This window comes from Deefgea salmonis, from assembly GCF_020531905.1.
Classification (GTDB): domain Bacteria; phylum Pseudomonadota; class Gammaproteobacteria; order Burkholderiales; family Chitinibacteraceae; genus Deefgea; species Deefgea salmonis.
Genome location: NZ_JAJAWG010000001.1, coordinates 296579 through 319851, shown reverse-complemented (window position 1 = coordinate 319851; position 23273 = coordinate 296579). Strand labels below are relative to the sequence as shown.

23 protein-coding genes are annotated in these 23273 nt (G+C 50.9%); 11 read left to right on the top strand and 12 right to left on the bottom strand.

Annotation, left to right across the window (positions count from 1 at the left end; translation table 11 throughout):
- The 4 genes from LG219_RS01385 to LG219_RS01370 are packed head-to-tail and all read right to left on the bottom strand — an operon-like array spanning position 1 to position 3788.
- A complete protein-coding gene (locus LG219_RS01385) occupies positions 1-1707 on the bottom strand; it encodes a glycoside hydrolase family 9 protein (protein WP_226762762.1) in 1707 nt (568 codons plus the stop codon).
- 19 nt (positions 1708-1726) lie between these two features.
- On the bottom strand, positions 1727-2605 hold the full coding sequence (locus LG219_RS01380; protein ID WP_226762761.1) for an ROK family protein: 879 nt from the start codon (positions 2603-2605) through the stop codon (positions 1727-1729).
- Positions 2602-3282 (bottom strand): uracil-DNA glycosylase, encoded by a 681-nt coding sequence (locus tag LG219_RS01375; protein WP_226762760.1) that lies wholly within the window; start codon positions 3280-3282, stop codon positions 2602-2604. Before LG219_RS01375 ends, LG219_RS01380 begins: the two co-directional genes overlap by 4 nt.
- Positions 3279-3788, bottom strand: a complete 510-nt coding sequence (locus LG219_RS01370) for a hypothetical protein (protein ID WP_226762759.1) — start codon at positions 3786-3788, stop codon at positions 3279-3281. Before LG219_RS01370 ends, LG219_RS01375 begins: the two co-directional genes overlap by 4 nt.
- A gap of 240 nt (positions 3789-4028) precedes the next feature.
- On the opposite strand from LG219_RS01370, the gene LG219_RS01365 reads away from it, so the two are divergent.
- From LG219_RS01365 to LG219_RS01355, 3 genes are all read left to right on the top strand, one after another.
- Positions 4029-4811, top strand: coding sequence for a carbonic anhydrase (locus LG219_RS01365; protein ID WP_226762758.1), 783 nt, complete (start codon positions 4029-4031; stop codon positions 4809-4811).
- A gap of 240 nt (positions 4812-5051) precedes the next feature.
- The gene (gene xth / locus LG219_RS01360; RefSeq protein WP_226762757.1) at positions 5052-5819 is read left to right on the top strand and encodes an exodeoxyribonuclease III; all 768 of its coding nucleotides are present in this window, start codon (positions 5052-5054) and stop codon (positions 5817-5819) included.
- Between the two features lie 9 nt (positions 5820-5828).
- Positions 5829-6506, top strand: coding sequence for a Crp/Fnr family transcriptional regulator (locus LG219_RS01355; protein ID WP_226762756.1), 678 nt, complete (start codon positions 5829-5831; stop codon positions 6504-6506).
- 121 nt (positions 6507-6627) lie between these two features.
- Here the strand turns inward: LG219_RS01355 and LG219_RS01350 are convergent, their stop codons facing one another.
- The 3 genes from LG219_RS01350 to LG219_RS01340 form a co-directional block, all read right to left on the bottom strand.
- Positions 6628-7245: a lytic transglycosylase domain-containing protein gene (locus LG219_RS01350; protein ID WP_226762755.1), complete on the bottom strand. Its 618-nt coding sequence runs from the start codon at positions 7243-7245 to the stop codon at positions 6628-6630.
- Between the two features lie 243 nt (positions 7246-7488).
- On the bottom strand, positions 7489-9216 hold the full coding sequence (locus tag LG219_RS01345) for a proline--tRNA ligase (RefSeq protein WP_226762754.1): 1728 nt from the start codon (positions 9214-9216) through the stop codon (positions 7489-7491).
- 93 nt (positions 9217-9309) lie between these two features.
- Positions 9310-9681 carry a hypothetical protein gene (locus LG219_RS01340; protein ID WP_226762753.1) on the bottom strand — a complete coding sequence of 124 codons (372 nt, stop codon included), beginning with the start codon at positions 9679-9681 and terminating at the stop codon, positions 9310-9312.
- A gap of 182 nt (positions 9682-9863) precedes the next feature.
- Here LG219_RS01340 and LG219_RS01335 point away from each other — a divergent pair, with 182 nt between their 5' ends.
- A complete protein-coding gene (locus tag LG219_RS01335; protein WP_226762752.1) occupies positions 9864-10829 on the top strand; it encodes an imelysin family protein in 966 nt (321 codons plus the stop codon).
- A gap of 58 nt (positions 10830-10887) precedes the next feature.
- Here the strand turns inward: LG219_RS01335 and LG219_RS01330 are convergent, their stop codons facing one another.
- From LG219_RS01330 to dnaB, 4 genes are all read right to left on the bottom strand, one after another.
- Complete coding sequence (locus LG219_RS01330) at positions 10888-11205, bottom strand: DUF805 domain-containing protein (RefSeq protein ID WP_226762751.1); 318 nt, start codon at positions 11203-11205, stop codon at positions 10888-10890.
- 67 nt (positions 11206-11272) lie between these two features.
- The gene (locus LG219_RS01325; protein WP_284691487.1) at positions 11273-14023 is read right to left on the bottom strand and encodes a DNA translocase FtsK; all 2751 of its coding nucleotides are present in this window, start codon (positions 14021-14023) and stop codon (positions 11273-11275) included.
- Positions 14024-14028: 5 nt separating this feature from the next.
- Entirely contained in the window at positions 14029-14391 is a 363-nt protein-coding gene (locus LG219_RS01320; RefSeq protein ID WP_226762750.1) for a cupin domain-containing protein, read from the bottom strand.
- Between the two features lie 125 nt (positions 14392-14516).
- Positions 14517-15965: a replicative DNA helicase gene (gene dnaB, locus LG219_RS01315; RefSeq protein ID WP_373314787.1), complete on the bottom strand. Its 1449-nt coding sequence runs from the start codon at positions 15963-15965 to the stop codon at positions 14517-14519.
- A 48-nt stretch (positions 15966-16013) separates the two neighbouring features.
- On the opposite strand from dnaB, the gene LG219_RS01310 reads away from it, so the two are divergent.
- The 5 genes from LG219_RS01310 to LG219_RS01290 all read left to right on the top strand — a co-directional run bounded on the left by LG219_RS01310 (position 16014) and on the right by LG219_RS01290 (position 20008).
- Positions 16014-16442, top strand: a complete 429-nt coding sequence (locus LG219_RS01310) for a type II toxin-antitoxin system RatA family toxin (protein WP_226762749.1) — start codon at positions 16014-16016, stop codon at positions 16440-16442.
- Between the two features lie 118 nt (positions 16443-16560).
- Entirely contained in the window at positions 16561-16887 is a 327-nt protein-coding gene (locus LG219_RS01305) for an RnfH family protein (RefSeq protein WP_226762748.1), read from the top strand.
- A 321-nt stretch (positions 16888-17208) separates the two neighbouring features.
- Positions 17209-19500, top strand: a complete 2292-nt coding sequence (locus tag LG219_RS01300; protein WP_250647127.1) for a heavy metal translocating P-type ATPase — start codon at positions 17209-17211, stop codon at positions 19498-19500.
- 9 nt (positions 19501-19509) lie between these two features.
- Positions 19510-19719, top strand: a complete 210-nt coding sequence (locus LG219_RS01295) for a heavy-metal-associated domain-containing protein (RefSeq protein ID WP_226762746.1) — start codon at positions 19510-19512, stop codon at positions 19717-19719.
- Positions 19703-20008 carry a metal-sensitive transcriptional regulator gene (locus LG219_RS01290; protein ID WP_226762745.1) on the top strand — a complete coding sequence of 102 codons (306 nt, stop codon included), beginning with the start codon at positions 19703-19705 and terminating at the stop codon, positions 20006-20008. The genes LG219_RS01295 and LG219_RS01290 overlap by 17 nt, the downstream gene beginning before the upstream one ends.
- A 206-nt stretch (positions 20009-20214) precedes the next feature.
- On the opposite strand, the gene bioB is transcribed toward LG219_RS01290, so the two are convergent.
- Positions 20215-21210, bottom strand: a complete 996-nt coding sequence (gene bioB / locus LG219_RS01285) for a biotin synthase BioB (protein ID WP_226762744.1) — start codon at positions 21208-21210, stop codon at positions 20215-20217.
- A gap of 98 nt (positions 21211-21308) precedes the next feature.
- On the opposite strand from bioB, the gene LG219_RS01280 reads away from it, so the two are divergent.
- Both LG219_RS01280 and LG219_RS01275 read left to right on the top strand, forming a co-directional pair.
- Positions 21309-21995, top strand: coding sequence for a ComF family protein (locus tag LG219_RS01280; protein ID WP_226762743.1), 687 nt, complete (start codon positions 21309-21311; stop codon positions 21993-21995).
- A gap of 153 nt (positions 21996-22148) precedes the next feature.
- Positions 22149-23213: a type II asparaginase gene (locus LG219_RS01275; RefSeq protein WP_226762742.1), complete on the top strand. Its 1065-nt coding sequence runs from the start codon at positions 22149-22151 to the stop codon at positions 23211-23213.
- The last annotated feature ends 60 nt before the right edge of the window (positions 23214-23273 follow it).

Genomic DNA, 23273 nt, shown 5'->3' with positions numbered 1-23273 from the left:
TCACACCTCTTTTGATTCGTTTTTCACTCGGCAGCACAGCGCCAAAAACAGCCAGGCCCCATGCGGCATCCATTGCTCGGTCCAGCGCCAGCTATTGGCCATGGTGGCCACTTCTGCCGTTTTAAAGTCGATATCGGCCTCGTCGTCAAAGCCACTGGTAATCCCATTACACACACCACCCGGCGCATTATAAAACCCGGGTTCATAACGCGGATTATTGCGGCCCCAACCTTGCAACATACATGCATCATAAGGATTGGCCCCTAAAATCCAATCGAGCGCTGACTGTCCATATTTAGCAATTTGCGCAGCAAATACCGCATCATCAGCAAACAAACATTGCGCCTGAGCCGCTGCGGCAATGATTGAAGCCAACCGTGCGTTCTCACCCTGCCACCAATACCCTGATTCATTTTGGTGCGGAATAAAGAACTGGGTATTGCCCGCTAAGCCATTATGTTTAACATATTGACGCGGATACCCAAATGGATTATTTACGTCTGCATAAGTAATTTTAATCTCAAACGCATACGCCAAGCGCAACGCAACGCGGATTGAGTCGAGCCATGTTGACTCTGGCGCAACTTCAATAAAACGCAACAAGGCGATATACAGCAAGCCCGCTTCAGCCGCATGAAAATAACTTCGCACACCGAGTTCATCGGCTCGGAACCAACCTTCTGGCTGCTGCCGTGCCAAAATTTGCTGCACACGGCGCTCGGCTGCAGCCAAATACACCCCATCGGCGGTCACATCCCACAATTCAGATGCGGCCAATAATGCACAATAATCATCAATGATGTTTTCGGTTTGATCGTCTAAATAGGCTAAGTTATTCGCTTCTAAGTGTGCAAAACCACGACTCGCGGCGAGTAAATAATCCGCCCGGCCAAAGCTCTCGCCATCCCGAGACAATTGTGACGCACGGGCCAATGCCGCAATTGCCATGCCGCCACCTTGTCGGAAAGCGGCTTGATAACTGGCGTATTTATCCCCTTTCTGGGTTTTGTACTCACAAATATCACGCCGATTTTCGTCTTTGCTCCACTGATCAAACACCGTCATATAGAAGTAACCGGCGGGATCTTGCATACGAACTAAAAAGTCAGCGCCATGCAACGCTTCATCGACCATTCGCTCGTCAAACCATTTCAACTGCGCGGGCAAGCGTGAGTAACCATCAATCAAATTCCACACCACTTGTGGCGTTTGCTGAGGATTCATATATTGCGAAAAAGCCAAATGCGATAAATATTTTGAACAATCACCTGAGGCATCATACCAACCGCCACTGACATCACGACGCTCTTCCGAGCCCCACTTAGGGCGAGACAAATCCGCTTGATTGTAAATCCCAGTGCAGCGCTGCCCTTTGATGTAGTGAACCAAATCGGATAACATTTGCCCTGCGAATAAACCCTCGGCAATGGCAAAACGATGCGAAACCAACGGCGGATGCACATCATCAACCACCACAAAGTACTCACCAACGGTGGTTAACGCTGAGAAATCAGCCGACCAAAAATGCCAGCCTTTCCACTTTGCTACAGTGCCTTGCGCTGTAATTGCACCACGCAACACCGCATGACGGGTATTGGCATCAAACACGGTAAATGTTTTGCCAGCCAGCTGATCCACCGGTGCTTCAATCAAAGCAATTTTATCGGCGCTGGGGGCAAACCCAAGATGATTAAATAAAAAATTCACAATACAATCCTTTGGCTTTTTAATATTTATTGGTTTGCAACCAGTTTCGAGCCGCGCCAATCATGCCCGCATGATTGCCAGCGCTAGCCAAGACCACTTCGGTCATCCCCTGAAAATCAGGCAATAATTGCGCATTGATTGCCGCATTCAATTCGTCAAGAAAAACTGCCCCACGGGCACTCACTCCACCGCCAATCACCACGCGCTCGGGATTGAGCGCATAAATTAAATTCGCAATGCCTCGCGCCAACAACTTAAACCAATCTTGTACCACAGGCACTATGAGTGGCACTTGGGCGTCGTAGGCTGCAAAAACAGCACGCCCATCGGTAAATGCGTTAGGGTCTACGGCATTGGCGGCAGCCAACAAGCCGCGCATCGACGCGTGATCTTCCCAAATCAGGCCGTCGATTTTCATATAACCCCATTCACCCGCCGCCGCGCGATGCCCGCGATAAATTTGATGGTTCAGCACAATGCCACCGCCAATTCCCGTTCCAATGGCCACCGCAATATAATGCGCAACCCCTTGAGCCGCACCGCGCCAGCCTTCGGCCAAAGCGACGCAATTGACATCGTTATCAATACTGACTGGCAGGCCAAATTCTTGACTTAAAGCCGCCTTAGGCGACACGCCCGCGTAACCTGGCACCGCTTCGGCCGCCCCCAAGATTAGCCCACTATCAACATCAACCAAGCCAAAAGTGCTGATTGCAATCCCTTCGATTTGATGTTGCTGCTGCATATGCCGAACTAATTCACACAAGCATTCGATTAAGCCGGCACCACCGGCTTGTTTTGGCGTATCAACCACGACGGCGGTTAAAACCTCGCCATCTTGCGTCACAATGCCGTATTTAATTTGCGTGCCGCCCACATCAAACGACAATATATTCATTCTGCCTGACTCCAATCAATTTCACCCTTGCCCTGACTCAACAAATACGCGTTGGCACTTGAAAAATGCCCGCAGCCAATAAATCCGCGATAAGCCGACAATGGCGACGGATGGGCCGCACTTAAAATGCAATGCGAATCGCCAATCAGATGACGTTTTTTTTGCGCATGCGCACCCCAAAGCACAAAAACCAAACCAGTTTGCGTTTGCGCCAAGTGCGAAATCACCGCATCAGTCAACGCCTCCCAACCTTTTTTAGCGTGTGACCCTGCGCGATCGGCCTCTACGGTTAACGACGTATTGAGCAGCAACACGCCTTGCTTGGCCCAGCCAGTTAGATTGCCATGCTGTGCTGGGGTAATTCCTAAATCTCTCGCTAGTTCTTGCCAGATATTGCGTAAAGATGGCGGCGTTTTTACACCAAAAGGAACCGAAAACGCCAACCCATGCGCTTCACCATGACCGTGATAAGGGTCTTGCCCCAAAATCACCACTTTGACCTGCTCTGGCGCCAGCAAGGCCAAAGCGCGAAACCAATCGGCTTGCGCGGGATAAATCAGTTTATCCTGCGCCATTTCTTGCGTTAAAAATTGCGTTAATTGCTCAATTTGAGCGCTTTGACAAATTCCCGATAATGCCAACTGCCAAGGCACTGGAATGGCTGAATCCAAATTCATTGTTGTTGCTCACGTATTTGTTGAATATACCGCCGATGATAACGAAATACCGTTTTCTCAAAGCTATCCAACAAAACACCCCGCATTGGCAACCAATCGGCATAAATAACATAGCTAAACGATTGAAAAATACATTGTTTAATTTGCGCTTTAAATTTTAATAACATCGGAAAATCTTTTGATAAACAAAATGTAACGACCCCCTGCTGCCCAATTGGCAAAGGTACATCACTACACCAAGCGACCGACTCTAAACCCATCACCACCTCAACGTCACTAGGCAGCGGCGTTTTCAACGTTCTAGCCAGCCACAGCAAGGTTAAATCAGCCTTTACTGCTTGTAGTGTTTGCGTATCATCGAGTACATCACGCGGTAATTCAAAGTCAGCCAACACCTGTAAATAACGACTCATTTCCCAATCGTTGCCCGCATCCCCCGGCACAGACCAAGCCAAGGGCATCGTCTCGCATAACAAACAAGGGCCATCAAATGGAGATAATCGCATGCGCCACTTTGATACAATCAATAATCAGGCGATTATAGCGTGAACTATGCCAATGAATACCAAACAGCGCAAAACAAACGCAAGCTTTGTATGCTAATAAAAATATAGCCATTGCATTTAATATCGAAATCAAAATACTTCTATCGTTAAATCGCCTGATTGTACTTAATGAACCAACAGCCAATGCGACACCGTCCATCCATTTTTGTATAAAAAAATCTAAATATCTGGAGCACTGCAATGTTGAGAAGAACAAATACCCTCGCCATCGCCTTGGCCTTCGTAGTATTGACCGCCAATGTGACACCCGCCAATGAGAAGCCCCACAAAGCCAAACACGATCCATCACACTGGAGTTACGAAGGTGAAACAGGCCCGAGTCACTGGGGCGATATGAAATCGGAATTTAATTTATGCCGCGATGGTAAACAGCAATCGCCGATTAACATTAGCGAAGTGTATAGCCATGAATTAGAACCATTGCAATTTCAGTACCGCGATTCAAAAACCAATATTCAAAATAACGGCCACACCATCCAACTCAATTATGACCCGGGTAGTTTTTTAGTCATTGGCAATGACCGCTACCAATTACTGCAATTTCATTTTCACACCCCCAGCGAAGAAGCCGTTGGCGGTCAACGCTACCCGATGGTGGCGCATTTAGTCCATAAAAATGAGGCTGGGCAGTTAGCGGTCATCGCCGTACTGCTCAATCAAGGCAGCAACGCCCAAGCCATGCTGGCGCAATTTTGGGATAAATTCCCCCAAAACCCCAATGAAACGCGCAGCTACGACGACATTCGCTATAACATCAACGACTTACTCCCCAGCAATCGTCAATACTGGACCTTTATGGGCTCGCTCACGACACCACCATGCAGCGAAGGGGTTCGTTGGTTAGTATTAAAAACACCGCAAACGCTCTCTGCCGCACAAATCGCCCGCTTTGAGCGTGAGTTCCCCATGAACGCGCGGCCAATTCAATCGCTACAACAACGCGCGATTCTAGAAAGCAATTAATCCGAATAATGACAATCGTAACGATTGAGCGCAAAGAGCACACCAACGCTCAATCGAGCCCTAAGTATTAGCGCTCGCGCAAACGTTGTATTTCAAGACGCTGCAGCCTTAAGCCATACCCCGAGCATGACAAGGCAAAACATCAAGGCAAGAACGCTTTTGCTTCGTCACGGAGTGATGAAACTATGTGAAAATACCGCACCCTTCACGCTCAACAGATTATTTAGGAATCGCCTTACAATGAAAATTGCAACTTGGAACGTCAATTCACTCAAGGTTCGCTTGCCGCAGGTTTTAGACTGGCTCACAGCAAATCCTGACGTTACTGCACTTTGCTTGCAAGAAACCAAAATGGATGATCCGGTTTTTCCCAAAGAAGAAATCGAAAGCGCGGGATTCTTTGTCGAATTTGCCGGGCAAAAAACCTATAACGGCGTGGCCATCATCGCGCGCGAACCGATTACCGACATCATCATTAACCTTCCCGAATACCCCGACGCGCAAAAACGCGTTATTACGGCGACGGTAGCGGGCGTCCGCCTCATCGGCGCCTACATTCCCAACGGGCAAGCTTTAGATTCGGAAAAATTCCCTTACAAAATGGCATGGCTCGCCGCAATGAAAGCATTTTTAATTGAGCAAATGGCACTGCATCCCAAATTGGCCCTACTGGGAGACTACAATATCGCCCCTGAAGATCGCGACGTACACGACATCACCAAGTGGCAAGGTGGCAATTTGGTATCCCCGCAAGAGCGCGATATGTTCGCGCAATGGCTGCAACTGGGTTTGGTCGACAGTTTTCGGCTATTTGATCAGCCTGAAAAAACATTTAGCTGGTGGGATTACCGCGGATTTTCATTCAAAAAAAATGCCGGGCTGCGTATTGACCATATTTTGCTCTCGCCAGCGCTCGCGGCCCAGTGCACCGCCTGTGAAATCGACATTGAACCGCGCAAAAATGAGCGGCCATCGGACCATACGCCGGTTATTGCCACACTCAGCTAAGAGATCATCATGAACAAAGCCAAATTACTATCCGGCAGCAGCTTATTTTGTGAGCTCACGCCGACTGAGCTGGATAATTTAGCGCAGCAAGCCCAAACCCGACACGTTAAAGCCAAACAAATCATCGTCGCCCAAGGCGTTTGCGGCGATGAAATGTTTGCCGTGATTCACGGCCGCTTAAAAGTCACCCGCAGCAATGAAGAAGGCCGTGAAATCACGCTGGCGATTTTAGAAGGCGGCGAAGTCTTTGGCGAGCTCGCCATGCTCGATGGTGCGCCGCGCAATGCCAGCGTCGAAGCGCTAGAAGATGGTGAACTTTTAGTCCTGCAGCGCAGCGCAGTCGATCAATACCTTGATCACCACCCGCATGTGATGCGCTCATTGATCACCACACTGTGCGAACGACTCAGAAGCGCCAACGATTTAGTACAAGACACGCTCTTTCTGCCTTTGCCCCTGCGACTAGCGAAAATACTACGTCAATTGGCGCATAACTACGGCCAAGCCAATGCTGATGGCGTACGGATTGATTTAAAAATGACCCAACAAGATTTAGCCAATTTTGTCGGCGCATCACGAGAAAGCGTCAATAAGCAACTCAGTCACTGGGAAGAAGCTGGGTTTCTTAAAATGAAAAGCGGCTTTATCCAAATCATTCAAATCGATCAATTGCCCCACTCGCATTAAGGGGCGCTCGATTGTTTTTGGCTTGCCCAGACCGCCATTGTGGCTAACCACCAGCCACACACTTTTACGGAACGAAAAAAAGCGGCGTCATCATGACGCCGCTTTTTTAATTCAAACTCATTTATTTTTGCGCCACCAGACCATTGCTTGGGATTTGCCAGTCATAGCCATTCTTCCACGCGCCATGCACTAAATTAGGATATTCCGCTTTACCTAAACTGCCGTTATAACGGCCCAAGGCACGGAAATAATCACCGTTTTCTCGATCCAAATAATGCCGCAAAATGGTACAGCCGTAACGCAAATTGGTATTCATATCAAACAGATTATGCTCGGCACTGCCAATGCTGCGCTGCCAAAATGGCATTACTTGCATTAAGCCACGCGCCCCCACCACACTCACCGCATAACGATTAAAGCCGCTCTCAACATGAATCAAACCCATCACCAACTGCGGATCAAGCCCCGCACGCGTAGCTTCATAGTGAATCGCTGTCAATAATTTGCGGCGAACAAACTCATCTGGAATTCGCTTTTTGAGTCGTTCCGACATGGCTGACAGCCAAACTTCGGCGTCTGCAGGGTTAGCAAAAATTAAGCGCGGTTCCATTCGGTCGCTAATTGAGCGTTGCAATGTCGTTTGCACTGATGACGACAAAGTCTCTTCTCTTTGCGCGCCAGCCCACGCCAGTAAAGGCCAACAGAGCAAACCAGTCACCAGCAATGCGCCGTACTTCACGTGCAACCCCTTCACCGAAAAATAAAAATAATGGGTATATGCATGTAGAGCAATTAATACATAGCCTACAGACACATACCCAACAAGTCAGCATTCACAGCCAACTTGATGGCCAAGCATCCAATCTCAAGTCAGTGCATTAAATAAGCCATGCGAGACAAGGAGATTAGACAACAAGAACTGCAAATTAAAATAAGCCATACCAAAGGCCGGCCAAACTGCCGGCCGCACAGCAATCGCCGCTTAGATTTTCGTCTGCGCTTGAATCCACGCCAGCGCTTCGCTCAGTGCGATTTTTTTCATTTCACCTTCGCGGCGTGCCACGTATTCAACCATGCCTTCAGCCAAGGCTTTATCGCCAATGGTGACGCGATGTGGAATACCAATCAACTCCATATCGGCAAACATCGAACCCGGCCGCTCATTGCGATCATCCAGCAAGACATCGACCCCAGCCGCAACCAGCTGTGCGTACAACTGATCCGCAGCCGCTTTCACCGCTTCTGACTTGTGATAACCCACCGCCACGACCGCCACACTAAATGGTGCCATCGCCGCCGGCCAAATAATGCCTTTGGCATCGTGGTTTTGTTCAATCGCTGCAGCAACAATGCGCGATACGCCGATACCATAGCAACCCATTTCCATCGCTTGCTGGGTATTTTGTTCGGTCACAAACACGCAATTCATGGCTTCTGAATACTTCGTGCGCAATTGGAAAATATGCCCCACTTCAATACCACGGCACAATTCCAGCACGCCGCCCTTGCCATCTGGACACACGTCGCCATTCACCACATTGCGAATATCAGCCACGATGTGCGGTTCTGGCAAATCACGGCCAAAGTTCACGCCGGACAAGTGAAATTTTGGCTTGTTTGCGCCGCAAATAAAGTCGCTCATTGCTGCAACCGTCAAATCGGCGATCACGCGGATATCGGCATTGATACCAACTGGGCCGATAAACCCCGGTGGGCACAATAGCGCAGCGCGGATTTCATCATCAGAAGCAAATCGGAAATCTGCCATACCTTCGAGCTTGGCGATTTTCACTTCATTCAGATTGTGGTCACCACGCAGCAGTGCCAATACAAATTCACCGGCAACGGTCACCAGCGCGATGGCTTTTACGGTGCGCTCTACGCCAACACCGAGCAAGGCGGCCACATCGGCACACGCAGTTTGCTTTGGTGTATCCACATCCGTCATCGCCTGCGTCGCGGCGGCGCGTAATGCACTCGGCGAATCGGGCATAATGGCTTCAGCCAACTCAACGTTCGCCGCATAATCGGACGTTGGGCAGTACGCTAGCAAATCTTCGCCGGCATCGGCCAGCACATGAAACTCGTGCGAGCCCGAGCCACCAATGGCACCGGTATCCGCCGCAACCGCACGGAACTGCAGGCCCAAACGGGTAAACACCTTAGAGTAAGCGCCGTACATCACGTCATACGTTTGTTGCAACGATTCAAAAGACGCATGGAATGAATACGCATCTTTCATCATAAATTCACGCGCCCGCATCACGCCAAAACGTGGGCGGATCTCATCACGGAACTTGGTTTGCACTTGATAAAAATTAGCCGGTAATTGCTTGTACGAGCGCAACTCGCTGCGGGCGATGTCGGTAATCACTTCTTCGTGCGTTGGGCCAAAACAAAATTGGCGCTCGTGGCGATCGGTGATCTTGAGCATTTGTGGACCAAACACGTCCCAACGACCGGTTTCTTCCCACAGCTCTTTTGGCTGCACCGCAGGCATCAACAGCTCTTGTGCGCCAGCGGCATTCATTTCTGAACGAACCACCGCTTCAACCTTACGCAATACGCGCAAACCCAGCGGCATCCACGTATATAACCCCGAGCCCAAACGCTTAATTAAACCCGCGCGCAACATCAATTTGTGCGAAAGCAATTCGGCTTCAGCGGGCGCTTCTTTTTTGGTAGAAATAAACAGTTGCGAAGTACGCATAAGAAAATAATTCCGAAAAATAAATCAAATAAAATTGGCCGCGAAGGTCCGCGATCCCAATCCATAGCGCGGCATCCTCGCCGCAAATCCCCGTTAAGCCTCGGCTTGCTCGCTAGCCCTTGCCGCTTCTAATTGCGCAATCTCGGCCGCCTTCATTTCGGCACGCTTAAGCGCCAACTTAGGACGCAACACATTCATCATGATGGCATCACGTGCCCACATCAGTAGCAACAGCCAGCCGACTAAAATCGCTGCATAAAACAGATTATCGGCACGAATCGTGGGCGCGTATTGCTCAAGCAATGGATTAATCACAAATTGCACACTACCTAACACCGCCATCAACAAAACGATGGTCGACATCGCACGCTCTTTAATAAACGTGCCGCGCAGTAACACCCGCTGATCCCAGCGCGTTAGACCTTGCAACTCAGGCACATCATCTGGGCGAAAATAAAAGCTCATGCTTTGCATCCATCAATCAATTCATTAAACAAGTCGCAGATTATACAAGCCATCACCGTTTCGTCAGTAAAAAAAGCAACATTGCCAAAGCGCGCCACCGATTAAAGTTCAGCAACACATCAAACTGACTGACAATAAGAGCCGCCTTGTGATATCAATGCGCCATAAAAAGGAGGTTGACCATGAAAAAATACGCTTTGCTCTTGATTTGTACATGGCTGGGTAGCGCGCTGGCGGCAAATACGCCGACAACAACGAGGGTGACGGCACCCGAATTGACGCTGTCAATCATGCAAAATGTCATCACACCACACATTGCGCAGCTACAAACTGCGAGCGGTGAGTTAAACCAAGCGATGACTGCGCTGTGCCAACAGGTCAGCGACACTAATTTACAACGAGCACAACAAGCCTACCTCAACACCTTCAGCGCTTGGCAGCAAATTAGCATTGCCCCTCTGGGGCCTAGCAAACAACCGCCGACGATGCGGCTATTTGAAATACCCGCCCAAAGCACCACCGAGCTCGCCCGGCAAAGCCAAACCATGCCCAGCCACCCGATGACTGACGGTGAAGCGCATTATTATGGCTCGCAGCTCCCCGACGGCAACTTAGGACTGCCGGTCATTGCGAGCGTCCTATTTAGCGATACACCGCTGACTTTGCTACAACAAGATTCAATGTGCGCTTACACCAACTGGCAAGCAAAAACCATATCGAGACAAGTCACTATATTACAGTACGAATGGCAGGGTTTGATTCGGGGTGCGGCTTACGATATCTCTTACCCTGGGCAATTGATGAACGAATATTTGAACGCGCTTGAAGCTGGCAGTCAGCGCTTGGCAAGCTTCAAACTACCCAATAGCGCCAACTCACATATCGCCCAAGAAGTGAACGCCAATATTGCCGGACTTAGCGCACTCATCACCGGCGCAAATGGCATCGGCCTCGATGATTATTTATTGTCGCGCCAACATCAAAGCCAATGGTTAAAAACACAAAAGCAGCTCAGCATATTGCAGCAAGCGGGCCAACAATTGACTCGGCATGCCAGCGAGCGCAACGCCAAGCAAATTAGGGTTGCCGCTCAATTATTGAATAACACCTTACGCAGCGACGTGGCCACAGCACTGCGTCGCAACTAAACAATTGGGCCAGCATATTGCTGGCCCAATTGTCATACCAACCGGTGTCGAGTTTGAATCAATCAAAACGATTCGGCTCAACCCCTTCACTGGCAAACCAATACAGCAATAAAATCCAGCCAATAATCGGCAAGAACCAAATCAATTGCCACCAGCCACTGCGATTAATGTCATGCAATCGGCGAGCACCGACGGCCAAAGTTGGCAGCAGTGTCAGCAAGGAAAAAATCCCGGAAATGGTTTCACCCGCCATGCTCAGCACCGCGCCCGCCAAGACCGTAAACAACAGCCACCACCAATATTCAGAACGGACCGCACGCCCTTTAAAGTCTGCGTACTTACTAAAACAGACGCGAATTGAATCTTCAAATCTCATGATTTTCCCCTCAATGTAAAACAGCAACACAAAACACGATCTAGTTTAAAAGGTCGGAGTGAATCAGCTACTCCGCCAAAGGTGGCGCTAAAACCGTCCGGTTGCCGCTGGTCTCCATGGCACTCACCAAACCCGCCGCTTCCATTTGCTCGATTAAGCGTGCGGCACGGTTGTAGCCAATTCGCATTTGTCGTTGCACGCCAGAAATCGAAGCACGGCGACTTTTTAGCACCAAGGCAACCGCCTCGTCGTATAAAGGATCGGCCTCTTCGCCCTCTGCGCCGCTAGACCAGCCACTCACGCCATTGTCTTCTCCGGCTACTGGATGCAATACGCCTTCAACATAATTGGGTTCGCCAAGTTGCTTTAAGTATTCAACGACACAATGCACTTCGGCATCATCGACAAAAGCGCCATGAATCCGCGTTGGATAGCCGCTACCGGGCGGCAAGAACAACATGTCGCCCTGCCCCAGCAAGGCTTCTGCGCCCATTTGATCGAGAATGGTTCGACTGTCGATTTTGCTCGACACCTGAAACGCCAAGCGCGTTGGAATATTGGCTTTAATTAAGCCGGTAATCACATCGACCGATGGGCGTTGCGTCGCCAAAATCAAATGAATCCCCGCTGCGCGGGCTTTTTGCGCCAAACGGGCGATTAATTCTTCGATTTTCTTACCTGCCACCATCATCAAGTCGGCAAATTCATCCACCACCACCACAATCAAAGGTAGATGTTCCAGCGGCTCGGGATCGTCCGGCGTTAATGAAAATGGATTGGTCAGTTTGCGACCCTTGGCGGCGGCATCTGCGACTTTCTGATTAAAGCCCGCCAAATTACGCACGCCGAGTGCACTCAACAGCCGGTAACGTTTTTCCATCTCGCCCACACACCAATTGAGTGCATTGGCGGCCAGTTTCATATCGGTCACCACCGGTGCCAGCAAATGCGGAATGCCTTCATAAATCGACAATTCCAGCATTTTGGGGTCGATCATAATAAAGCGCACTTCATCGGGCGTGGCTTTAAATAAAATCGACAAAATCATCGCATTCACACCGACCGATTTACCCGAGCCGGTGGTTCCCGCCACCAGCATATGCGGCGTTTTGGCCAGATCGGTCGCAACGGGTAAACCGGCAATGTCTTTACCCAGCGCAATGGTAATCGGCGACACTTGCTGATGGTACTCGGGCGCCGACAAAATCTCGGACAAGCGAATCATTTGCCGGGTTGGGTTCGGCAATTCCAAACCCATACAGGTTTTACCCGGAATCGTCTCGACCACCCGCACGGCGGCTACGCCCAATGAGCGCGCCAAATCTTTGGCCAAATTGACCACTTGCGCGCCGCGCACGCCCATCGCGGGCTCGACCTCAAAACGGGTAATCACCGGGCCCGCATACGCATCAAGCACGCTGACTTTGACTTTAAATTCGGTGAGTTTTTCTTCAATCAAAATGCTGCGTTCAAGCAAATCGTCTTGCGTTACGGTTTGGGCACTGACCAACGGCGGGCGCAACAAATCCAGCGGCAAGCACAACCCATTTTCGCACGCGCCCCACGCGGCATTGGGCTTAGGCGCAACTTGGGCGGCACCAAACTCATCGGGGCGCAAAAAGTGCGTGGGCCGCACCACCGGCGGCACGACCACTGGATTGGGCGGCGCAGTCACAGCGGGCGTAGCCGCAATCAATACCGGCGCTGCCGGTGGCAATTCAGGCGCGTCGCTAGGCACAGGTACTTGCGCGCGGCTAAAGCGGTGATCCACCGGCGGCAAAATCGGGGCGGCAAGTAACGACGCATCGAGTACCGGCTCAGGCGTTAACGCTAGCGCGCTTGTCTCGACACGAATGCTGCTTTTCGCTGCGGATGTAGATATAGATGCCGAGGGTATATCAACCTTGGGCTTATTAGACAAAGGCTGCGCCTCAATACCCTCAGCTCTTCGTAACAAGGTCGGCGGTGCTAACGGAGGCTTACTCTTGGTTGGCGCTAAACTTGACTGGCCGCCGCCGTCTTTATCTAACTTAGCCACGCGGCTGATACTCTGACGTCGAGCGGGTGCCGCCGGTTCAGGTTTGGCATGGATTTCTTGCAAGCGGCTACGGATTTCAGCGACATCAATAATCGGCAGTACTTCAGGCGCTGTTTTGCTGGGCATCTTCGCCCCTTCAGCCGCTAATTTGCGCTGACTTAACGCTAAGTTATGCTGAATTTGTTCCAAACCGATGGTCGGCAACTCTTTCCGGCGTGGCATTGGCGAGAGTTGAGCAGGCTGCGAAGCCATCGCTTGAGCCACGGGTGATGCCGTAGATTGAAGCGCCGCGATGGGCACAGACTTCGTCGTCGACTGAAGTGTCGGGGCAACGGCCGATTGCGGCGCCGGTGATCGAGCCCCAGTGGCAGCAACGTGCTCGGGGGATGACGTGTAACGCGACTCGGCCACTGCGCGTGACGCGGCAACCGGCTCCGCCCGATTCAGCCGCGTAGGCGCTACATGAACTGAACTCAATAAAGGATCAAGCGCTGGCTCTGTGCGTTCCGCCAATGAGTGAACCTCGGATTCATCCGCCTCTCGATGCGCCAAACCTTTGATTTTGCTGACGGCACTGCGCAGCCCTGCGATGCCTTTGCTGGCGACATTCACCACCGGCGACAGCGGCAATTCAAACAATCGATCCATGCCCGGCCTGTCAGCCTCGTCCTGCTCGGGCTCAGCGCGCGCCCGCGCTATCGCCGCTTGCCGCGCTGCATCATCCATATCACCATCAAGTTGATTATTTAAACGGGTAAACAAATTTTTAATTTTTTTCATTTTTTCTAAACAACAACCGAACGGTCTAAAACAACAAAATATTTACGCACAGGATGGATTACCTCAAAACGCCCGACAAACCCCGCCGGAATCACCGCAGCCTCGCCCGCTTTAACAACCACACCCTGATCGTTCTGATCCCACAAACATACTTCGCCTTCAATCACGCAAAAAAACTCTTCTTTGTCTGCCGCAAAAGCAATTCGCCACGAGCCGACATCACACGCCCAAATACCACAGGACAATTGACGGTCGGCACTGGTGTAGTGCGACCAAGTGGTGCGCTGCGGATTGCCCGTTAACAAGCGATCCGCCCTTGGCTGATCAAACGTCGGCAGTACCGGCACATTAAAATGAGTAATCAACACCCGCTCCCCAAACTCAGTAAAACACATACATCACAGCAAAACGGCAGTACCAAACACTGCGATATGCAACAAATCTGCCATAGCGGCATCAAACCCGTGTCGCAGCAAACAGTTATTCCAAATTGTTATTCCAAATCGCTCGACCAACCATCCGGCCGCATCAGCGCATTATCAAAGCGTGAATGCATCCCTTGGAATACCAGTGGAATTTTGCCAGTTGGGCCATTGCGGTGTTTACCCAAAATGCATTCCGCAATGCCTTTAAATTGACTATCTGGGTTGTAATATTCGTCGCGATACAAAAACATAATCAAGTCAGCATCTTGCTCAATCGCGCCCGATTCACGCAAATCGGACATCATTGGGCGTTTGTCAGTCCGTTGCTCCACCGAACGGCTTAACTGCGACAGCGCAATAATCGGACATTTAAGCTCGCGCGCCAGACCTTTGAGCGACCGTGAAATCTCGCCGAGCTCGGTCGCACGGTTTTGATCTTTTGCCCCCGAACGCCCTGCCATCAATTGCAAATAGTCAATCACAATCAGCCCTAGCTGGCCGCCGCATTGCCGCGCTAAGCGCCGTGATTTGGTGCGAATATCCAGCGCTGTTAGCGCGCCGGTTTCTTCAATAAAAATTGGCGCTTCAGAGAGTTTACCAACGGCATGCGTAAGACGCAGCCAATCGTCGTCTTCAAACTTACCGGTTTTGAGCTTATGCATGTCGATCTTGCCGACCGAGCCGACCATCCGCATCCCCAATTGCGCCGCGCCCATTTCCATCGAGAAAATCGCCACTGGCAATTTACTATCAATGGCGACGTTTTCCGCAATATTGATCGAAAACGCGGTTTTACCCATCGACGGACGACCGGCAACAATAATCAAATCACCACCTTGCAGGCCGGAGGTCATTTTATCCAGATCGATAAAGCCGGTCGCCGTGCCGGTGATTTCAGATGGATTGTCTTGTTGATATAAGTAATCGATGCGCTCGACGATTTCTTTCAAAATCGGTGGCATCGCAAAAAAGCCTTGACTGCCTTTTTGTGATTGCTCGGCAATCATAAACACACGCGACTCGGCCTCGTCCAGCAATTGCTTGGCGTCCCGCCCATTGGGGAAAAACGTCGCATCGGCGATTTCGGTCGCGACGCTGGCCAACTGGCGCATCACTGACTTTTCGCGCACGATTTCGGCGTAACGACGAATATTGGCGGCCGAGGGGGTATTTTGTACCAAGGAGCCTAGATAGGCGAGTCCACCGACATACGTCAAATCATTGGTGGTATCGAGCGACTCTTTCACCGTAATCACATCGGCTGGGCGATTGTGCTCAACCAATTTAATAATGGCTTGATAGATGCGGCGATGGTCTTCGCGGTAGAAATCTTGATCGCCAATAATATCGGCGATTTTATCAAACGCCTGATTGTCGAGCATCAAACCACCGAGCACCGATTGCTCCGCTTCAACCGAGTGTGGCGGAATCCGATATACCGCAGTTTCATCATCAGCATGCGAATTAGCGCGATAGCTCGCTTGCATCTCGTTCACTTGGTCAGGATAATCAGTCATTTCTCAATCACAGGGTAGATTAGTTCGCTATTTTACCCCTTCAAAGCCATGCAGTGTTTACGCAAATCAGTTCTTGTCTCCCATTCCGCCCAAGAAATGTTCGATTTAGTCGATCGTGTGGAAGATTACCCACGATTTTTGCCGTGGTGCGGCGGCGTGGAAGTGCACGAACGCTCAGCCGAAATCTTAGATGTCACCATCAAAATCGAATTTTTAAAAGTCAGTACGTTTTTTCGCACCCGTGACACCAAAACCGAAAACCAAATCGTGATGCATTTTGTCGACGGACCATTTAAGGCGCTCACCGGTGTTTGGCGCTTTACGCCGCTGATGGAAGACGCCTGCAAAATCGAATTTTCTCTCGATTATGAGTTTTCCAATCGGGCTTTGGACGCCATCATCGGCCCAGTTTTTGGCAAAATCACCTCAACCTTTGTTGATGCTTTTGTTAAAGAGGCCGATCGAAAATATGGTTAATCCAGAGGTATTTGCTGCTAAAGCGCTCACAGCCTAAGCCCGAGCGCAATACCCATTAGACACTAACGTGCAGGGCAATCGCCTTAACCTGTATTTAGAACACAACACAAAGACAGCCATGAGTGAACTCATCACCGTTGAAGTGGTTTATGCCACGGCAAAAAAACAAAAACTACTCAGCATTAAAGTACCCGTTGGCTGCACCGCACAGCAGGCCATCGAACAATCAGGTTTATTGCTTGAGTTTCCCGAAATCGATTTAAGCCAACAAAAAATCGGCATTTTTGCTAAAGCCGTCAAGCTCGACACCGTGCTGCGGCATAAAGATCGTGTTGAAATCTATCGCCCACTGATTGCCGACCCGAAAGAAGTCCGCCGGCAACGGGCGCAAGCAGGCAAGGTTATGAAAAAAGGCGGCGGCGACGCTGAATCACTCGTGCAATAAGCCCAAAACGAGCGCACACGATTGAATCAAGGTGTCGCAACTGCGCTGCAGTTTTTACTTAAACATGGGCAGGCCAGTGCGGTGAGCGCAAGTGAAACCGAGTTGAATGCAATGGGCTAAAAACCGAATAAAGTCGCGCATTGGCAGCCGTTTTCTCGCCAAAATCCAAGTCACACCAAGCTGACTATCCTTGCCAGTTAAGGGCTGAGCGGTGGCGATATACCCCTTGCGGGTATGTCATATCCAGCCTACTATACCCCCATGAGTCAAGCCCTGAACCCAATAGCCAGCAACACTTCCATCGATATACCCATCGAGGGCATGACTTGCTCTGCCTGCGCTCAGCGGATTGAAAAGGTACTCAATCGCTTAGAAGGACTTCAAGCGAGCGTCAACTTTGCCAGCGAAACGGCGCAAATTAATAGCAGCAATCCCAGCATTCAAATCGCCCCCATTATTCAAGCGATTGAACACGCTGGCTACCAAGTGCCGCGCCAGCAAGTTGAACTCCCCATCGAAGGAATGACGTGTAGCGCTTGCGCGCTGCGGCTAGAGAAAGTTCTCAATCGACTGCCCAATTTAAGCGCCCAAGTTAATTTTGCCAATGAAACCGCCCAAATCAGCGCCCCACGTGGCCTGATTGATTTAACTATGGTCAAAGCGGCGATTGAAAAAGCGGGGTTTTCCAGCCCAAGCACATCCATCAATACCGCAACTCCGACCGAAACACCTTGGCTGTTTATCATTGCCATCGTCTGCACCCTGCCCTTTTTAATTGAAATGGGCGGCATGCTGTTTGGCCAGCACGGCATCTTGCCTTTTGCGGTGCAATTTGTGCTCGCCAGCATGGTGCAATTTATTCCTGGGCTGCGGTTTTATCGCGGCGCTTATTTTGCGCTGCGCGGTGGTGCCGCCAATATGGATGTGTTGGTCGCGCTCGGCACGTCGATGGCGTGGCTGTATAGCTGCTGGGCTTGGTATGCCGGGCGACATGATCTGTATTTTGAAGCCAGCGCGGCAATTATTACTTTAGTGATGCTGGGGAAATGGCTGGAAAGCCGCGCCAAACACAAAACCGCCAGCGCCATTAGCGAACTGCTGGCGCTGCAGCCGCAAACCGCCAAAGTTGAGCGCGACGGGCAATGGCAAGAACTACCGATATCGAGCATTCAACGTGGCGACACCTTAATGGTGCGCGATGGTGAAAGCATTGCCGTCGATGGCGTGATTCTGAGTGGCAGCATTGCGGTTGATGAAGCCATGCTGACCGGAGAATCCATCCCTGCCAGCAAAACCATTGGTGACACAGTGTTTGCGGGTACGCGCAGCAGCCAAGGCAGCATTACGATTCAGGCCAACAGCATTGGGGCTGAAACCCAGTTGGCCGCCATTATTCGTATGGTGCGCCAAGCCCAAGGCAGTAAAGCGCCGATTCAACGTTTGGCCGATCAAATCGCCGCTATTTTTGTGCCGGTGGTACTGGGTATTGCCCTGCTCACTTTTGTTGCCACTTGGCTGGTATTACACGACTCCAGTACGGCCTTAATTCACGCCATTGCGGTATTAGTCATTGCCTGCCCGTGCGCGCTGGGTTTAGCAACCCCAACCGCGATTATGGTCGGCGTCGGGCTGGGCGCCAAAAATGGCTTATTGTTTCGCAATGCCAGTGCCTTGGAGTTGGCTAGCCAGATCGACACCTTGATCGTCGACAAAACCGGCACACTCACCGAAGGCAAGCCCAAGGTCAGTCAAATCCATTTATTCAATGGCACTGAATCGGATTTGATTTTACAAGCGGCCAGCATTGAAGCCCATTCGCAACATCCTTTGGCGCACGCCCTTATCAGCGAAGCGCAAACTCGGCAACTGCCTTTACTGACCGCCAGCGAGATTCACACCGAAGTCGGCCTTGGCATGTCGGCGCAGATCAACAACGATCAAGTTAAAGTCGGTCGCCCAGACTGGGTCACGCCACTCAATAACGCGCAAAAAACGCAACTTGAGGCCATGACGCAAGCCGGACAAACCGTGATCGCACTGGCTAAAAATGATCAATTGCAAGGCTTTATCGGCCTAAAAGACACGCCACGCGCTGATGCAAAAGCCGCCGTCAAATCCTTACAACTTGCCGGCATCAACATTATTATGTTAACGGGTGACAACCCGGCCACGGCGGCAGCGATTGCCAACGAGCTCGGCATCACAACGTTTCAAGCACAGATGAGCCCCAAAGACAAAGCGGCACTGATCACACAGTTGCAAGCCCAAGGCCGGCATGTGGCCATGGCGGGTGATGGTATTAATGATGCACCTGCTTTAGCAGCAGCGAATGTGAGTTTTGCGATGCAAAGCGGTGCTAGCGTGGCGATTGAAACCGCTGATATCACCCTGATGCATAACGACATTGCGCATATTGCGGCGGCCATTAGCTTATCGAAAGCCACGATCCGAAAAATCAGACAAAATTTATTTTTTGCCTTTATTTACAATGCCTTAGGTATTCCTGTTGCCGCCTTAGGGCTACTCAACCCCATCGTTGCCGGTGCCGCAATGGCGATGTCGTCGATTTCGGTGGTCAGTAATGCATTGTTATTAAAACGCTGGAAAAGCTAAGGAGTTGCGATGGAAATCATTGATATTCAAATTGACGGCATGACGTGCGGCGGCTGCACTGCTGGCGTAACGCGTGTTCTGCAAGCCGTGACAGGGGTGCAGTCGGCCAATGTCACACTCAACCCAGGCGCGGCACATATTGTGTTCGACGCCCAACAAACCAGTCGCGCCGCACTGGAATCAGCCATCGAGGAAGCCGGATATGACATCAAGCATTAAAAAGACGCAAGACAAAACCCAGTTGCCGCGCCCTAATCGCGACTTACTGATCAAGCGACTTAACCGCATCGTCGGCCAAGTTTCGGGCATCACCCGCATGGTCGAAGAAGAAAAATACAGCGGCGACATCCTCAACCAAGTGGCAGCAGCCCGCTCGGCACTGGATGCTTTAGGTCTGATTTTGCTTGAACAACAAACCCAAGACTGCATCGCCCAAGCGCTGAAAAGCGGTCAAGGTGACGAAGCTGCGGCGCAATTGATGCAAGTGGTCAAAAAGGTGCGCGGTTAAACACTAGAGTCGATCTCGCCGCAATCACGGTGGCGCTAGAGTCTGTAGACGTTTGGTTTGCCAGCCGCGTTTGCGCGGCGGAGAACCAAACGTCAACAGACCTAAGTAATAAGGGTATTGCTTTGTAGTGCATGAATGATCATGACTACCAAGCAATACCCTTTATTTTTTTGCGGCGCAACTCAGCGCCGCAACCTAGAGGCCACTTACAGCGGCTGCAGATTTAGTTTACGGAACAAGGTTCGATCGCCTTCGACATCGGGATTACCGGTGGTTAACAGTTTATCGCCGTAAAAAATCGAATTCGCACCGGCCAAAAAGCACAGTGCTTGCATGGCTTCTGGCATTTGCTGACGACCGGCCGACAAACGCACATACGCCTTAGGCATCGTAATGCGCGCTACGGCAATGGTACGAACAAACTCAGTCCAATCCACTGGTTCTGAGCCATCAAGTGGCGTGCCATCAATTTGCACCAGATTATTGATTGGCACTGAATCGGGCTGCGGATCAAGATTAGCCAATTGCGCCACCAAACCGGCACGATCCAATCGCGTTTCGCCCAAGCCAACAATCCCGCCTGAGCACACATTCAAACCGGCTTGACGCGCTTTACCCAAGGTATCTAAACGATCGGCATAGCTGTGGGTGGTGACGATTTCGCCATATTTGGCTTCTGAGGTATCCAGATTGTGATTGTAATAATCCAAACCCGCCTCGCGTAACTGCTCTGCTTGACCGTCTTTAAGCATGCCAAACGTGGCACAGGTTTCTAAACCGAGCGCTTTCACGCCGGCGATCATTTTTTTAACTTCAGCCAAATCTTTGTTTTTCGGGCCACGCCATGCTGCGCCCATGCAAAACCGCGACGAACCATTTTCTTTGGCAATCGCCGCTTTGGCGATCACTTCATCGGCGTCCATCAGTTTTTCGGTTTCTAATCCGGTATCGTGGCGCGCCGATTGTGAGCAATAGCCACAATCTTCTGAGCAACCGCCGGTTTTAACCGACAACAACGTCGATAACTGCACCCGATTAGCGTCAAAATTTTGTCGGTGTACCGTTTGTGCTTGAAACAGCAAATCATTAAACGGCAACGCAAACAATTGAGCGACGGCGTCCTCTGACCATAACGCTTGCTCCGGATGCGGTGTGGCGCGCTTAAATTCGATGGTTTGTGTTGCTGAGCTGGAACAATTCATTCGCTATTTATCCAAATAATTTTAATACTGATAGTGCCACGGCTAAAAGCCACCGTCGGCCAACGACATCAATTGCATTGTCCAAACGAGGCGCTGAGTTGTCAAATTTATTCGAACATTTTTTGAACTACATCAGCCCAACGCAGTGCCTACTGTGCGCAGCAAGTAGTCAAGACGCGGTATGCCTAGCTTGTTTTGCCTCCTTAGTCCGCCCACAACCAGCACAAAGTTGCCCGTGCTGCGCGCGGCAATCCACCCAAGGGCTGCTTTGCGGCGCATGCAGCAAAACACCGCCCGAATTTGATGCCACCATCGCCGCCTTTTTATACGCCGATCCAATTGCCAGCTTGATTCAGGCGGCCAAGTTTGCCGGACGTTGGTCGTTACTGCCGCCACTGGGTGACGCTCTGGCCACTGCACTTGTCCATACCCAGCGCCCAGACCTGATTATCCCACTCCCTTTGCATCCGGAACGACTCAAAGAACGCGGATTTAACCAAGCGCTTGAAATCGCCAGACCCATTGCCAAACGCTTACAACTGCCACTCGATATCGGGCATTTATGCCGCAATAAAAACACCGAACATCAAGCACGCTTAAGCGCCAACGCGCGCTGGCGCAATATGCGCAACGCCTTTGTTTGCCACACCCCGATGCATGGTCTTCGTATCGCGCTAATTGACGATGTGATGACCAGCGGAGCCAGCATGCATGCCGCCGCCAAAGCCCTCAAAACTGCCGGTGCCAGTGAAGTGTTCGCTTGGGTGGTGGCTCGCACCCCTTAATAAGCGATTTCGCTAATCTGTTTCGCCACTAGTGCTTACCCCATCAGCATTTGTCACAATACCGTAACCAGCGGTTTATCCGAGATGATCTGCACTCAACGCCAATCTCAGCCACACACAAAAACGGCGCAGTCAACACCACCGGAGAAACCCATGAATATTGCAATAAAAGCCACAACCTTGCTCGCGCTCAGCGGCTTAATCGCCGCGACGGCCATCGCTGCCGAAAAACCCAAAGTCGTGATTCTGGCTACGGGCGGCACCATTGCCGGTACGGGCAATACCAGCACCACCACAGTGGGCTATACCGCAGCCAAGATTGGCGTTGACGCGTTGATTGCTGCGGTGCCTGAACTGAGCAAAGTGGCCGATGTAAGTGGCGAGCAGGTGTTTCAAATTGCCAGCGAAAGCATGACCAATGATCATTGGTTAAAACTAGCCAAAAAGGTCAATGAAACCCTCAAACGCAAAGACGTTGATGGTGTGGTGATTACCCACGGCACCGACACCATTGAAGAAACGGCATACTTTTTAAATCTGGTGGTTAAAAGCAATAAACCGGTGGTGATCGTCGGTGCCATGCGCCCAGCAACGGCCATCAGCGCTGATGGCCCGATCAATCTATACAATGCCGTGGCACTCGCTGGCAGCAAAGAAGCCATCGGCCAAGGGGTATTGGTTGCGCTCAATGATGAAATCCAAGGCGCACGCGACGTCGTGAAAACCAATACGATGACCACCAATACCTTCCGCTCGCCTGAACTGGGCAGCTTGGGTTATATCGTGTCTGGCAAACCTAATTTTTACCGTACCAGCACCCGTAAACACACGAGCAATACCGAGTTTGATGTTTCAAAACTTGATAGTCTGCCAGCGGTGAATATCGCTTATGGTTCCGCCAACGCCAATACTTTGGCGATTGATGCCTTTGCCGCTGCGGGGGATGTGGGGATTGTTTACGCCGGCACCGGCAATGGCAGCTTAGCCGCCCCCGTTCGAGCGCGACTCACTGAGCTACGCCAAAAAGGCATCCACATCAATCGTTCATCCCGCATTAGCAATGGCCCGACGATTCGCAATGGTGAAAATGATGACGATAAAACCGATTTTACCGTCGCCGATACACTCTCACCGCAAAAAGCGCGTATTTTGTTAATGCTGGCGCTCACCAAAACCAAAGACAGTCAAGAAATTCAACGCATGTTCTACACCTACTAATACCAAAGGCACGGCAAAAAGCCGTGCCTATTTTAAGTCATGCAACATCCTGTTAATCAC